The organism is Orrella sp. 11846 (assembly GCF_048820935.1).
GTDB lineage: Bacteria > Pseudomonadota > Gammaproteobacteria > Burkholderiales > Burkholderiaceae_B > Algicoccus.
The window spans coordinates 232340-246355 of the sequence record NZ_JBMERD010000003.1; the positions used below are offsets into that span (position 1 = coordinate 232340).

The following is a 14016-nucleotide window of genomic DNA, read 5'->3' on the forward strand; positions in this document are numbered from 1 at the left end:
TCCGTTGTGATCGCCCGTTTTTTATGCTTCTTCGCTTTCGTGCTGTTGTAGTTCCCACATAGAGGCGTAAACGCCTTGCAATGCGAGTAATTCGTCATGAGTGCCACTTTCCACCAGACGACCATGTTCCATAACCAAGATTTGATCAGCATGCACAATCGTCGATAGACGGTGAGCGACGATGAGGGTGGTGCGATTTTGTGCCAGGGCTTCTAACTCATGCTGTAGTGCACGCTCTGTACGTGAATCCAGTGCTGAAGTGGCTTCATCAAAGATGAGCGCTTGAGGGTGCTTGAGCAACGTGCGGGCAATGGCTAATCGCTGCTTCTCGCCCCCGGACAGCTTTAAGCCGCGTTCACCAACCTGGGTTTCATAACCCTGGGGCAGGGTCTGGATGAACTGTTCAAGTTGCGCTGCCCGGGCTGCTTGTTTAATGTCAGCATCACTGGCAGCGGGTCGACCGTAGCGAATGTTGTAGGCCAGTGTGTCATTAAAGAGCACGGTATCTTGAGGCACGATACCAATGGCGTGTCGCAAGCTGGCTTGCGTGACATCTTGAATGTTTTGACCATCGAGTGTGATCTCACCACTTTGGATATCGTAAAAACGAAACAAGAGGCGTGCAAGCGTACTTTTACCCGCGCCGCTTCGTCCTACCACGGCGGTGGTTGTCCCTGCGGCAATCGTAAAGCTTAAGTCATGTAGGATCGTACGCGCTGGTTCGTAAGCAAAATTAACTTGATCAAAGCGAATGGTAGGGCCAGTTTGCGCATTGAGAATCTTGAGGTCTGGTGCGTTGGGTTTGTCGATGACTTCTTGTGGTTGTCCCAGCAAGGCGAACATGCGATCAATGTCGACCGTGGATTGCTTGAGTTCGCGATAGACCATACCCAAGAAATTGAGCGGCATGTAGAGCTGAATCATGAGCGTATTGATTAGCACCAGATCACCCAGTGTGAGGGAACCTGCCGCCACACCACTGGCGGCTCGCCACATGATAAGCACAAGCCCAGTCGAAATAATGGTTTGTTGCCCAAAATTTAAGATGGCGAGTGACTGTTGAGACAGGATGGCTGCTTTTTGATAACGCTCGAGATTTTCGTCATAGCGATTCGCTTCAAACGCTTCATTTGAGAAATACTTCACTGTCTCAAAGTTGATGAGTGAATCGATGGCTTTCTGATTGGCGCGTGTGTCGAGCTCGTTCATTTTGCGGCGCAGGCTGACACGCCATTCTGTGACCACACCGGTGTAAACAATGTAAAGGCTCAGTGCACCCAGCGTGATTAATGAGAACCAGATGTCGTAGAACCAGGCTAAATAACCCAGCACCAGCGTGAACTCAATGAGCGTCGGAAAAATGCTGTAGAGCGAGAACGACACCAAGGTCTGAATCGCGCGTGTACCACGTTCAATATCACGACTGACCCCACCGGTTTGTCTGGCCAAATGAAAGCGCAATGACAAAGCGTGTAAGTGATTAAAGACTTTGAGCGCGATCTCGCGCACGGCGTGTTGCGTGACACGCGCAAAAATGGCTTCGCGCAACTCATTAAAGAGTGAAGTCGATAAGCGTAGTAGTCCATAACCAATGACGAGGGCGACTGGTACGGCGACAGCTGCGGTGGCGACTGTTTTGATATCCAGTGTGTCAATCAGTTGTTTGAGGATGATGGGGACACCCAGATTGGCGAATTTGCCGGCGATCATAAACAAAATCGCCAGCAGCACACGCCATTTGTAGGTCATCAGGTATGGGATCAGCTGTTTGATCACGCGCCAGTCACCGCGTTGGCGAATGGGTTTAGCAGAATGGCTCAAAAAGATGACTCCCAAGAACAGGCAATTAATAAAGCATCGATCAATATCATAAGTGGATGATTCGCTGTGAAATCAGATACTGCGCAAATTAGTCGGCGCAGCCGTCAGTAATGGGAAGAACGGGGAGTATGGTAATGCTTCTCAATTCCGAAATTGTAACTAGTAGTATGGATTCTAGGGGCATTCAAGGGGTTTTAACGCAGGTTTGGCGTTACGATAACCAGCTTCGTGAACCATCTAACACATTATGAGTACTGAGCTTCTGACGGTTTTGTCGTTATTGGGACTGACCATCATTCTTTTCATTGTGAATCGACCTCGCATGGATGCGGTGGCTTTGATCATGATGACCGCGTTACCTTTAACGGGTGTCATTACGGTCGAGCAAACGCTTTCTGGATTTAGTGATCCAAACATTATTCTGATTGCAGCGATGTTTGTGGTGGCAGAAGGCTTGGTTCGCACCGGGATTGCGCAGCGTCTTGGGGATTGGTTGACGCGACATGCGGGTCGAAGCCAAAGCCGTTTGATTGTGTTATTGATGTTGATTGTGGGCACGATCGGTGCGTTTATGAGTTCAACGGGTGTGGTGGCAATTTTTATTCCTGTCATGTTGGGGGTGGCACGCAGTTCTGGCATTGCGCCTAGCCGGCTCATGATGCCTTTGTCGATTGCGGCATTGATCAGCGGCATGATGACACTGGTGGCCACGACACCAAACCTCGTTGTGAATGCAGAAATTATCCGTCAGGGGTACGAAGGGTTTCAGTTTTTTGACTTTACGCCGCTGGGTGTGCCGGTGATGCTTGTGGCGATTTTGTATATGCTCGTGGCCAGACGCTGGTTGCCGGCTGTCGCACCGAGTCAACGCGAAGGTTTACACAGACCGCGGTTGGCACAATGGATTGATGAATACGGTCTGTCTAAACTTCAATATCGGATTCGTGTGCAACCCGATTCATCACTTGTGGGGCGGCGACTCGATCAGCTGGACTTACGGTCCTCTCAAGGTGTCAGTATTATCGCGATTGAACGACGCAGACGATTTGGGCGGGCGCTTCTTGAACCGCGTGCTTCAACCGTTTTGCAGGCCAATGACGTCTTGTTTATGCAGGTTCAAAAAGAACAAATTGACATTCGAGATGTGTTAGAAGAGTTTCGTTTGGTTTTGTTGCCGATCTCACGACAGTATTTTACGGATCAATCGCAAGCGTTGGGGATGGCTGAACTTATGGTGCCTGTCAATTCACGCCTCTTGGGTAAAAGTGTCCATGCATTAAAGTTTCGCAGTCGTTATGATTTATCTGTCATCGGACTCAAGCGCGCCAATCGCCCCTTGTCTGGTGCGTTGGATCAGGAAGCTTTGCGGCTTGGGGATACGTTGCTGGTCGTTGGGACTTGGCGGGCAATTCGTGCCATGCAGTCGCAATCGAATGATTTGATTGTGCTCAATATGCCTCAGGAAATTGACAAGGTCGTGCCTGTGCCCAAACGGGCACCGTTGGCGATACTCAGTCTGGCGATTACCGTGGCTTTGATGGTCAGCGGCGTGGTACCCAATGTGATGGCGGCACTGATTGGCGCTTTATTGCTGGGATTGTTTGGCTGTATCGATATGCCTTCATCCTATCGTTCAATTCACTGGCAGAGTTTGATTTTAGTGGTGGGGATGTTACCGTTTTCAACAGCGCTACAAAACACGGGTGGGATCAGTTTGGCGGCTGATTTGTTGTTAAGCGTAATTGGTCAGTCTGAACCGCACGTGGTGTTGGCTGCGCTCTTTACGTTGACTGCGGTATTTGGCTTGTTTATTTCGAATACAGCCACGGCCATTCTGATGGCGCCGATCGCATGTGCGATGGCAGTGGATATGGGTGTGTCGATTTATCCGTTTGCCATGACTGTGGCCATTGCTGCATCGAGTGCATTTATGACACCCGTATCAACACCAGTCAATACGTTGGTCGTGGTTCCAGGGCAGTACCGGTTTATCGACTTTATCAAGATCGGTGTGCCTTTGACAGTATTGGTCATGCTCACAACGGTATTTTTAGTGCCCTGGGTGTTTCCGTTTTAAACGAGTCGTACAAGTTGCTTGCCAAAGTTGCGACCGTTTAATAAGCCGACAAAAGCTTGGGGTGCGTTTTCGATGCCATCTGCTATGGATTCGCGATAACGCAATTCACCACTGGCGACTTTCTGGATGAGCGTCTTACGAATTTCGGGCCAAGTCTCCATACGGTCTGACACGATGAAGCCTTGCACTTTAAGTCGTTGTACCAGAAGTGGGCGTAGGCCTCGGAAATGATGAGGGCGGTCATTCAGTTCAGAAATCATGCCGCATAAGGCAACGCGACCGAACGTATTCATGTGTCCAAGAAGCGTTTCAAAAATTTCACCACCGACGTTTTCAAAGAGGCAGTCAATGCCATCGGGTAAAGCTTGTTCCAGATCTTGGGTGAAGGTCTCACTGCGGTGGTCCACGCAGGCATCAAATCCCAGCTCTTCAACGACATAGGCGCATTTCTGAGGGCCACCTGCAATCCCGACGACACGGCATCCTAGGCCTTTGGCCAGCTGACCGACGACTGAACCAACCGCACCTGATGCGGCATCGACGACAACGGTTTCGCCGGCTTTAGGCTCGCAAATTGTCATCAGACCTGTCCAAGCAGTGATGCCGGGCATACCCGCGACACCCAGATAAGCACTCAGTGATACGCCTGCTTCTTCATCCAGTTTAGAAACTGATTCTGCGGCTAATGTCGGTTGGGTTTGCCAGCCACTTGCGCTCAAAACCCAGTCTCCAACTTGATAGTCGGGACTTTCGCTTTTTAAGACTTGTCCAACAGTTGCACCCACCATGATTTGGCCTGGCTCGACACCTTGTGCATAAGATTTAGCCGCGGAGATGCGACTGCGCATGTAAGGGTCTAACGAAAGCCAGTGGTTACGAATCAGGATTTCCCCCGCGTCGGGCTGTCGTACAGCACTTTGCATCAACCGAAAATCATCCGTGGTGACCGGTCCTTGCGGGCGCTGTGCCAGAATGACTTGCTGATTCATATCCATGGAGGTGTGTCCTTTTTAAAATTATCGGGTTCTTTCTTTGTACTACAGAGAGCCCGATCTAAACGCATTGGCCATGGCTTTGGGTACTTCGGCTTCAGCCGCGACTACGCGTGCACGCATTTCCTGTTCATGGGCAACCGCCATGGCACGACGTTCTTCCGCTTTGGCTTGTGCGATTTTTTTATCGGCGTTGGCCTGTTCAATCTGTAAGGCAGCGCCAATGTTTTTACCGACATCAATGTCAGCGATGTCAATAGAGAGAATTTCAAATGCAGTGCCGGCATCAAGCCCTTTGCTCAAAATGTGTTTAGAGATGCTGTCGGGTTTTTCAAGCACGTCTTTGTGGTTGGCTGCTGATCCAATGGCACTGACCATGCCTTCACCCACACGGGCGATGATGGTTTCTTCACCAGCACCCCCGACTAGACGGTTTAGGTTGGTGCGCACCGTGACACGCGCAAAACCGATGAGTTGAATTCCATCTTGTGCGACCGCTGCATTGCGTGGCGTTTGAATCACTTTGGGGAGCACTGACATTTGCACGGCATCGAGTACATCGCGTCCTGCCAAGTCGATCGCGGCGGCTCGGTTAAAGCTCAGCTCAATATTGGCTTTGTCAGCAGAAATAATTGCGTTGACGACGTTAACGACGTTACCGCCCGCTAAGAAGTGACTTTCAAGCTCATCGATCGGAATCTTTAGACCTGCTTTGGCCGCACTGATACGGGCTGTCACAATGCCGTGAGGTGGTACTCGGCGCAATCGCATGGCGATGAGCGTCAATAAGCTGACGTGAGCGCCAGATGCCAGTGCGGTGACCCACAACTTGATCGGCACTAGGTACAGTAAGAAGGGGATCAGAATAATGACCAGCAGAACAAGGATAGCAGCAGCGTTGGCAAATAGTTCAGTTAGTTCCATTGAGACCTCGTGCGGTAGGCATTATGTGCTGGGTCATGACTTGGACGTAGTCAGTGTTCTCAAACCCATCTTTGGCATGGTAACTGACAAAGGGACATTTATGTGATCCAGATAGAAAAGTGGCCATTTGTACAAGAAAGTTGTTTTCGTGACTAAACTGCAGTTTCTTTATAAAGAGTTGTGTCAAACCGAAGTCTGTGTGGAATGATTGACCGAATCTGTGCAGCGCAGGATATTTGATTATTTTTAAATAAAAATGACAGGAGATCACTATGACAAAACAGTCAGGATCAGTGGGGAACGGTACCGTTCTGTGGGAAATCGACCATCGTGGTGTTGGAACCGTCACGCTGAATCGTCCCGAAGTCAATAACGCATACAACGGTGACATGATCCGTGGTTTGCATGAGGCCATGGATACCTTGGGTGCCATGCCCAATCTGCGCATTGTGGTGATGAAAGGCAATGGCCGACATTTCCAAGCTGGTGCGGATTTGGCGTGGATTAATGCAGAAGGCAAGAAAGACATGGCCTCGAACATTGAGGCATCTCGCGCAACGGGTGAGGCAGTGCGTCGTTTGAATGAATTGCCGATTCCGACAGTCGCAGCGATTCAAGGCGGCTGCTTTGGTGGTGGCACCGGAATTGCAGCAGCTTGTGATATCGTGATTGCGGCTGATAATGCCATTTTTGCGATTACGGAGTCCCGTTGGGGCTTGGCTGCCAGTATTATCTTCCCGCAATTAATTCAAGCCATCGGCTTGCGTAATGTGCGTCGTTACGCATTGACCAGCGAACGGATTAGTCCAGAAGAAGCAGTTCGTATCGGTTTTGCCCATGAGGTTTGCCCGCTCGATGAGCTTGATGCGGCAGTCGAAAATGTGGTCGATAATCTGATGTTGTGCGGCCCAGAAGCCATTAAGAATACGAAAACTCAGAATATGCAGATTGCTCAGGCGATCGTGAACGATGAGTTGTTTAATGACCTGGTGCTAAAACACGCAAACACTCGTAAAACCGAAGAGGCTAGCGAGGGGACACGTTCTTTCCTAGAGAAACGTAAACCCAGCTGGTATATCGCCAAAGGCTAAGTGGGTTGTGATGGTGTACTAATCATTCGAGCCATGTTTTCAGAATCTGAAACATGGCTCGAATTGTTTAATGCTCGTCCGTTTGCCGTGGTGGGGAAGTGGGTTCGTTCGGTCTTCGTACGCTATGTAATGGATCCTGAAAAGGCTCTTGGGCTCGACAAGGTCCTAAAACCGCCATGGCAATCAGAGCTTGTCGAAGTTGCTCTGGATCACGAAAAGCCAAGGTGTGATCAGTTGCCCTTCGAGCTGTTGGACGTACTCGAGTAGTCGTTTTCTCTGAGAGTGGCTGCGTGGGTTCAGCTGATAAGAAAGCGGCAGGTTCGGGTTTGAAATCAGAGGTGAGATCAGGCTCTCTGCCCCAGTCTGCACCGAAATCGAAAGGTGAGGATTTGTTTGTCTGATCTGTTTGATTCAGTGCTTTGTCGCCCAGTTCATTGTCATTTTTAGCTTTGTTTGCCTGTTGCGCCAAAATCTCTTTGACTTCCTCAAGCAATGGTTTGCTTGTATCTCCTTGAGACGTTTTCTGAGGAAGAGGAGGCATTTTGTTTAGGCTTTTGAGGGCCACTTGTTTGCGCCAAACAAAAATAGCGACAACCAAAATAATGATTGAAAAGATGATTGGTGCCCCGGCGATAAAGGCCACTGCCGCAAAAAACACCAAAGCCCAAGGGTTGCCTTGACCCTTGGTTTTGAGTTTGTCGTTTTTAGGTGTCCATCCGGATTCATCAGGCATGACTTAGACCCTCGGTAACTGACTGTCGTTGTCGGTTGGGTTACCAGCGATGGTGTCGCGCATTGCAGTATCGGCTTGAATATTGCGCATTCTGTAGTAATCCATGATGCCCAGTTTGCCGCTCTCAAAAGCTTGTGCCATCGCCTTGGGAATTTCAGCTTCGGCTTCGACGACTCGTGCCTGCATTTCTTGCTCGAGGGCAACGGCCATGGCGCGTCGCTCTTCGGCTTTGGCCTGTGCGATCTGTTTGTCTGCATTGGCCTGATCAATTTGCAATTTGGCGCCAATGTTTTCTCCAACATCGATGTCGGCAATGTCAATGGATAAGATTTCGTAAGCCGTGCCTGAATCCAAGCCTTTGGCCAAAATATGCTTGGAGATATGATCTGGGTTTTCCAGCACGGTTTTATGACTGTCGGCAGACCCAATCGTACTTACCATCCCTTCACCCACGCGGGCAATAATAGTTTCTTCGCCTGCACCCCCGACCAAACGATCAATATTGGTGCGCACAGTTACACGGGCTAGACAGATCAATTGAATTCCGTCTCTGGCAACGGCTGCTATACGGGGTGTTTCAATGACTTTGGGCAACACTGACATTTGCACTGCTTCAAAGACGTCGCGGCCTGCCAAGTCAATGGCAGCTGCTCGTTGAAATGACAGCGGAATATTGGCTTTGTCGGCAGAAATCATGGCATTGACAACATGCACCACATTACCGCCGGCCAGAAAGTGGGCTTCGAGCTCATTGATAGAGATTTTAATGCCCGCTTTCACGGCACTAATGCGTGCAGTCACAATTCTCGCGGGTGGTACGCGTCGCAAGCGCATGGCAATCAGCGTTGACAGCCCGACATAGGCGCCGGAAGCCCACGCTGCGATCCACAGGCGGATAGGGACGAAAATAAAAATGATGACGAGTAAGAGAATACCGATGGGCACCACAAATGCGCCTAGTGTTGTAATGGGATCTTGCATTAATCCTCTCCTGTGTGAAGTGTTTGTTTTTGTTCGGCTTTGGTGGCAGATAAGCGTTTAACAACGACACGGTTGCCATCGACATGTGTCACTTGAATGGCTTCTCCAGCGTTGATGTATTCTCCATTTGAAACCACATCGACGCGCTGTCCCTCAATCGTGGCGATGCCGGCAGGTCGTAAAGTGCTCGCTGCGACGCCTTGTAAACCTAAGAGCGCGTGATCTTGCTGTGGTTCGGATGAGAATCCATGTTTTGCGGTGAGATTCGTTTGTAAAACGATTTGGCGGCCTAGCCTTGTTTTTGGCAGGAATCGCAACAAAATTAGACTGGCGAGCATGGCAAGGACTGCACTGGCGCCCAGTCTGGCTAAGGCGCTGATGAGACTCTGGACGGTTGCCCCTTGTCCAGTCGTACTCATGACCAATGCAGCCACGATGGCAATGAGCCCTAGTAAACCGATAAACCCAAAACCTGGAATGATGAAAATCTCAATTCCCAGCAAAATTAATCCTGAGATTAAGAGCAGAATAATTTCCCAGCCAGCCAGATCGACAATCCAGTGACCCCACATGAATAAGGCCAAAGCACTTAAGCCCAAGAGGCCTGCAATCCCAAAACCTGGCGTCTTGATTTCAAGAATAATCCCCAGCATGGCTACACTCACCAACAACGAGCTGATGAGTGGGTCAGTCAGAAAGCGAACGAGATTCTCAGCCCAGTTGGGGGTGGTCTGCACTGTTTGAGCGTCACGTAAGCCCAGTGCGTTTAAGGCTTCACCGAGCGTGGTTGCGCTTGCATCTGCGATGTCGTACTCCAAAGCCTCTTTCGTGGTCAGTGTCAGCAGTTTGCCTTTTTGAACAAGTCCTGGGATTTCAACATCTGGATCGACCATGGCTTGTGCGATCAGCGGATTGCGATGTCGAAACTCGGCTGTGGCGCCAAATTCTTTGCGCACATAAGAAATGGTTTTTTCAGAGGCGGTTTCGGTGCTAGTCCCACTGGACTGAACGGGTGTGGCAGCGCCCAACGTGCCGCCCGGTGTCATGACAATGGCTTTGGCAGCCAAACTGATTAACGCACCTGCAGAGATTGCGCGCGAATCGACAAAGGCAATGGTGTTGACTGGGCTGCGTAGCAAAGCATCGCGAATTTGGACAGCGGCATCGACACGCCCGCCAAAGGTGTTGATCTGCAGAACAACGGCGGCAGCTTGATTGTCTTTGGCTTCTTGCAGAGTGCGTTCGATATAGGGCGCTAAGCCCAGATCAATCGTGCCTTCGACTTTGGCGACGTACACCAAAGGCCGTTGCGATTGAGACCAAGCTTGGCCTGATAGCGTTAAACCCAATAATAAGCAAAAGACGATGAACAACATCCAGCGTAGGCGTAGATGCCAGTCTCGATTCATGTCTGCCATTTGGCGCTGAGCGCTCAGATCGTGTATACGGGTCCGCATAGAGTTCAGTGTATCGCAGAGCAGTGCAAGGAAATTGTCGATGTTCTACGATCATACAGGCTTCGTTATGATGATGCGCATTGGGATATACAAAATATAGGTTGTCTGTGGTTCGTAGATTGGGAGAGTTGAGTGAATTTGTCTGAAATAAAAGGTTCGTCCGCCGTCAAACGGGTTGCAATCGCTAGCTTAGGCGCGATTGGACGTGTGGTTGCCCGTGCACTGGCCAAAGGCGAGATTGCTGGTTTTACGCTGGCTGCGGTTTCAGCGTCGAATCAAGTACGAGCACAACAATGGCTAGATGAACAAGGCCTCAAAGTGCCTGTCGTTGCTATTGATGCGCTAGAGCCTTTGTCTGATGTGGTTTTAGAGTGCGCGCCAGCTGCATTGTTAACGCAGATTTTGTCGCCCTTTCTAGAGGCGGGCAAAGAAGCGATTGTGCTCTCTGCTGGCGCTCTGTTACTAGCACCCCAACTGATTGAACAAGCAAAACGGACAGGGGCTGTGATTCGGGTCCCTTCAGGGGCACTGGTTGGATTGGACGGTGTGTTGGCAGCGGCCCAAGGGCAGTTTGAGTCGGTGCGACTAGTCACCCGTAAAGCACCAGGTAGCTACGCAGGTGCCCCTCATGTGGTGAAAAACCAGATCGATCTTGAAGGGATGACGCAGGCAACGTGCATCTTTGAAGGTGATGCACGCGAAGCAGCGCAAGCGTTTCCAGCGAATGTCAATGTGGTGGCCGCACTGGCATTGACGGGGGCTGGCCCAGAAAACACTCGCATGGAAGTGTGGGCAGATCCGGTTTTAACGCGCAATACGCACACGATCACGGTCGTGTCTGATGCCGCCAAAATGACCATGACTATGGAGAGCTTGCCGTCACCGAATAACCCTAAAACAGCCATGATTGTGGCGCAAAGTGTGCTGGCTCTATTGAAGAAGCAAACCGCCCATTTACAGATGGGAACCTGAGCGTTTGGAACGTCTCATGTGTGCTGATTCTGTCAGGCCAGTGTCTGAGACCTACGACCTAAGTTAAACTCTTAAGGAAGAGGCGCTTTGTGCGTGCAAAAACCAGATCGAAATTCAAAACTGTGCTCGACAGGAGTTAAAAGGAATGAAAACGTTCAAACCATGGGTTATGAAAAGTTGTGTCAGTGTGTTGGCTGCACTGGCAATGGGGAGTGTCGTGGCGCCAGCTGCTGCGCAAGCGCCAGAAAAAGACATCTGGTTGATGGGTGAAGTGCACGATAACCCAAATGCACATTTCTTTCGTCTAAAGGCGATTGAGAAAGCTTTGGGCGGTGATTGGCGTCCTGCATTGGTGATGGAGCAGTTTAATACGGACCGTCAACCTGAGTTGACGCAAGCTTGGCAGACCTGCAAAACAGCGCAATGTGTGATTAATAAAGCAGCTGAACCAGGTACCGCTTGGCACTGGGACTATTACAAGCCACTAATTACACTGGCCTTGAAATACCGTTTGCCTTTGGTCGCTGGTAATTTGTCGCGTGCTCAACTCAAAGAAGTGATGAAAGATGGTTACAGCGCTGTGTTTGATGCGCAGACGATTAATCGTTTTGGGCTGAAAAACTCATTGCCTGTTCAATTGGCTGATCAGCAACGTGTCGCCATCGATGTAGGCCATTGCAATAAACTGGATGCAACGACCATCAACGACATGATCAAAGCGCAAGTAGCCCGTGATGTGAACTTTGCGAAGTTAATCGATCAGTACAGCTCACAAGGCGTGGTGCTAGTCGCGGGTAATAACCATGTACGGCGTGACATCGGTGTTATGCAGTGGTTGCAACCTGCTGTGGCCTCACGTGTCGTGGTGTCTGGCTATGTGGAATCCGGTGGCATTGAAGATGGCATTTATGACATCTTGCATCTGGTTGAGCCAGTCAAGCGCGCAGATCTTTGCGCAAAAGTGCAGTAACAGCCGCAGCCGGCAATTGACATCGTCAGGCAATCGATTGATGTCACTCGATACGCCTTCAGTGATCGGTTGATTACAAAAAACAGCCCCCTATTGCCTAGTGCGCAGGGGGGCTGTTTTGATTGGAAGGTGAGTCAGGCAGGTGGTCGACCCTATCGAAAACTGATTGATCTTTTCACGACATCAGCCTTTCATCCTCACTCAAAAGACTGCGGTGCAATTGCAATATCGAGTAAGTTGGGTTCACCGCTGGCAACCGCCTGCCGTACCGCAGCTTGAATGTCGGCTGCACGCTCAACACGTTTGGCTTTCATCCCAAAACCGTTCGCAACTGCCACAAAATCAATGGCCGGATCTGTCATATCCATCCCCAAGAATTGTTTTGAGTTGCGCATTGCAACTAGACGATTCTTGATGATTTCATAGCTCTGGTTGTTGAGAATGACGTAGGTGATGGGGAGTTTCAGGTTTGCAGCGGTCCACAACGCTTGGATGCTATAGAGCGAGCTGCCATCACCGACGGTGGCGACCACAGGTCTAGAAGGTTGTGCCAAACTCACGCCAATCGCACCTGCCATCGCAAACCCCAAACCACCACTAGTTAAGCCAAAATTGGAGACGGGATCGTTGGCATGCATAAGCTTAAAGAGTGTGCCAGCATGTGTGGGATTCTCGTCCACGACAATGGCTTCGGGTGGCAATGCTTGTGTGATTTGTAGCAATGCGTAGTCGGGGTGTGTAGGAATACTCTGTGCATGTGCTTCGAGTGCATGGGCAAAGGCATTGCGGCGGTTTGTCCAGTTTGATTGGTAAAGTGTTTCCAGACGCGTTCTAGCACCTGCAGCTTGCGCAGATGTTTGTAACTCATCCAGAACAGGTAAGAGTGCGCGCAGCGTGCTGGCGACATTGGCTTGAATTGCGACCTCTGTGTTGTAGTTTTTACCGAGTTCCCAATCACGCTCGCTGATGTGAATGACGGGCAGGCCTTCAGGCAAAGGCTCAATCGAGGCTTTCGGTGATGTTCTTAAAAGGTCAGCGCCTAGGCAAATGAGCAAGTCATACTGTGACAAAGTGTCGTGCATGGTGTGCTGATTGCGCGTGATTTCACCCATGTTGCAAGGATGTGCCGTCGGAAAACGCGTGTTGTATGGCACAGATTCTTGATACACGGCAGCCCCAAGTTGAGTGGCGAGCTCACCAGCTTCCTTAAAACAATCATGCCTTGCCAATTCATGACCCGCCAAAATAACAGGACGTTTGGCTTGAAGGATGCGATTAGCCAACATCTTTAACGTTTCAAGATCAGGCTGAACTGTGCCTAGAACTCGGGTGGGATGCCCCAGAGGCACATCGGTGACTTCATCGAGCACACTGCTGGGTAGGCTGAGAAATACGGGTCCTGTGGGGGGTGTGAGAGCGATTTTGGCAGCGCGATGAATAATGCGTGGCAGATCGTCGGCTCGTTCTACTTCAAAGGCCCATTTCACAAGCGGGCTGGCAATGGGCACGAGTGGTTCGTAGAGCAAGGGTTCGGTGAGTCCGTAACCCACCTCATACTGACCAGCCGTCACGATAATGGGGGAACCAGAGAACTTGGCGCTATAGAGTGCACCCATGGCATGTCCAAGGCCCGGCGCGCAATGTAGGTTGACGGCACTGAGCCGGCCACTGGCGCGTCCGTAACCATCCGCCATCCCCAGAACAATACTCTCTTGCAACCCCATGACATATTTCACATCGGGGTATTGTGGAACAGCTTCCATGAGTGCAAGTTCCGTGGTGCCGGGATTGCCAAACATGTGACTGACGCCTTCGTGAATCATCAGTTCCATGAAGGCATTGCGGCCAGTGAGTGTTTTTGTAGTCATCGTCAGATGTCTCCTTGGTGACGAATTTAATCAGAAAAGTCGTGTTGTTTGATTGGCGTGAATGGTCAAAGCTTATTATTCAGAGGCGATGTTTTTTATGAGCGTAAACTGAAGCGAACCTTCTGTGAAG

General features: G+C 50.3%; 11 protein-coding genes. 4 read left to right on the forward strand and 7 right to left on the reverse strand.

Annotated elements, in window-relative coordinates; translation table 11 throughout:
• Positions 1 to 21 precede the first annotated feature (21 nt).
• Positions 22 to 1749 carry an ABCB family ABC transporter ATP-binding protein/permease gene (locus ACOI06_RS04045; RefSeq protein WP_420661265.1) on the reverse strand — a complete coding sequence of 576 codons (1728 nt, stop codon included), beginning with the start codon at positions 1747 to 1749 and terminating at the stop codon, positions 22 to 24.
• 319 nt (positions 1750 to 2068) lie between these two features.
• Here ACOI06_RS04045 and ACOI06_RS04050 point away from each other — a divergent pair, with 319 nt between their 5' ends.
• Positions 2069 to 3898 (forward strand): SLC13 family permease, encoded by a 1830-nt coding sequence (locus ACOI06_RS04050; protein ID WP_420661229.1) that lies wholly within the window; start codon positions 2069 to 2071, stop codon positions 3896 to 3898.
• On the opposite strand, the gene ACOI06_RS04055 is transcribed toward ACOI06_RS04050, so the two are convergent.
• Together ACOI06_RS04055 and floA (ACOI06_RS04060) are read right to left on the reverse strand one after the other, a co-directional pair.
• Positions 3895 to 4893 (reverse strand): NADP-dependent oxidoreductase, encoded by a 999-nt coding sequence (locus ACOI06_RS04055; protein ID WP_420661230.1) that lies wholly within the window; start codon positions 4891 to 4893, stop codon positions 3895 to 3897. The two genes, ACOI06_RS04050 and ACOI06_RS04055, sit on opposite strands and share 4 nt — an antisense overlap.
• A gap of 42 nt (positions 4894 to 4935) precedes the next feature.
• Positions 4936 to 5814, reverse strand: coding sequence for a flotillin-like protein FloA (floA, locus tag ACOI06_RS04060; protein ID WP_420661231.1), 879 nt, complete (start codon positions 5812 to 5814; stop codon positions 4936 to 4938).
• A gap of 272 nt (positions 5815 to 6086) precedes the next feature.
• Here floA (ACOI06_RS04060) and ACOI06_RS04065 point away from each other — a divergent pair, with 272 nt between their 5' ends.
• On the forward strand, positions 6087 to 6905 hold the full coding sequence (locus ACOI06_RS04065; RefSeq protein ID WP_420661232.1) for an enoyl-CoA hydratase-related protein: 819 nt from the start codon (positions 6087 to 6089) through the stop codon (positions 6903 to 6905).
• A 67-nt stretch (positions 6906 to 6972) separates the two neighbouring features.
• Here the strand turns inward: ACOI06_RS04065 and ACOI06_RS04070 are convergent, their stop codons facing one another.
• The 3 genes from ACOI06_RS04070 to ACOI06_RS04080 are packed head-to-tail and all read right to left on the reverse strand — an operon-like array spanning position 6973 to position 10076.
• Entirely contained in the window at positions 6973 to 7638 is a 666-nt protein-coding gene (locus ACOI06_RS04070; protein ID WP_420661233.1) for a hypothetical protein, read from the reverse strand.
• A 3-nt stretch (positions 7639 to 7641) separates the two neighbouring features.
• Positions 7642 to 8619, reverse strand: coding sequence for a flotillin-like protein FloA (gene floA / locus ACOI06_RS04075; protein WP_420661234.1), 978 nt, complete (start codon positions 8617 to 8619; stop codon positions 7642 to 7644).
• Positions 8619 to 10076, reverse strand: a complete 1458-nt coding sequence (locus tag ACOI06_RS04080; RefSeq protein ID WP_420661235.1) for an NfeD family protein — start codon at positions 10074 to 10076, stop codon at positions 8619 to 8621. The genes floA (ACOI06_RS04075) and ACOI06_RS04080 overlap by 1 nt, the downstream gene beginning before the upstream one ends.
• 138 nt (positions 10077 to 10214) lie before the next feature.
• Between ACOI06_RS04080 and ACOI06_RS04085 the strand changes: the two genes are divergently transcribed.
• Together ACOI06_RS04085 and ACOI06_RS04090 are read left to right on the forward strand one after the other, a co-directional pair.
• Positions 10215 to 11048, forward strand: a complete 834-nt coding sequence (locus ACOI06_RS04085; protein WP_420661236.1) for an aspartate dehydrogenase — start codon at positions 10215 to 10217, stop codon at positions 11046 to 11048.
• 145 nt (positions 11049 to 11193) lie between these two features.
• The gene (locus tag ACOI06_RS04090; RefSeq protein ID WP_420661237.1) at positions 11194 to 12018 is read left to right on the forward strand and encodes a ChaN family lipoprotein; all 825 of its coding nucleotides are present in this window, start codon (positions 11194 to 11196) and stop codon (positions 12016 to 12018) included.
• A 197-nt stretch (positions 12019 to 12215) separates the two neighbouring features.
• Here ACOI06_RS04090 and ACOI06_RS04095 read toward each other — a convergent pair whose 3' ends face one another.
• Positions 12216 to 13886, reverse strand: a complete 1671-nt coding sequence (locus tag ACOI06_RS04095; protein ID WP_420661238.1) for a thiamine pyrophosphate-binding protein — start codon at positions 13884 to 13886, stop codon at positions 12216 to 12218.
• Between the last annotated feature and the right edge of the window lie 130 nt (positions 13887 to 14016).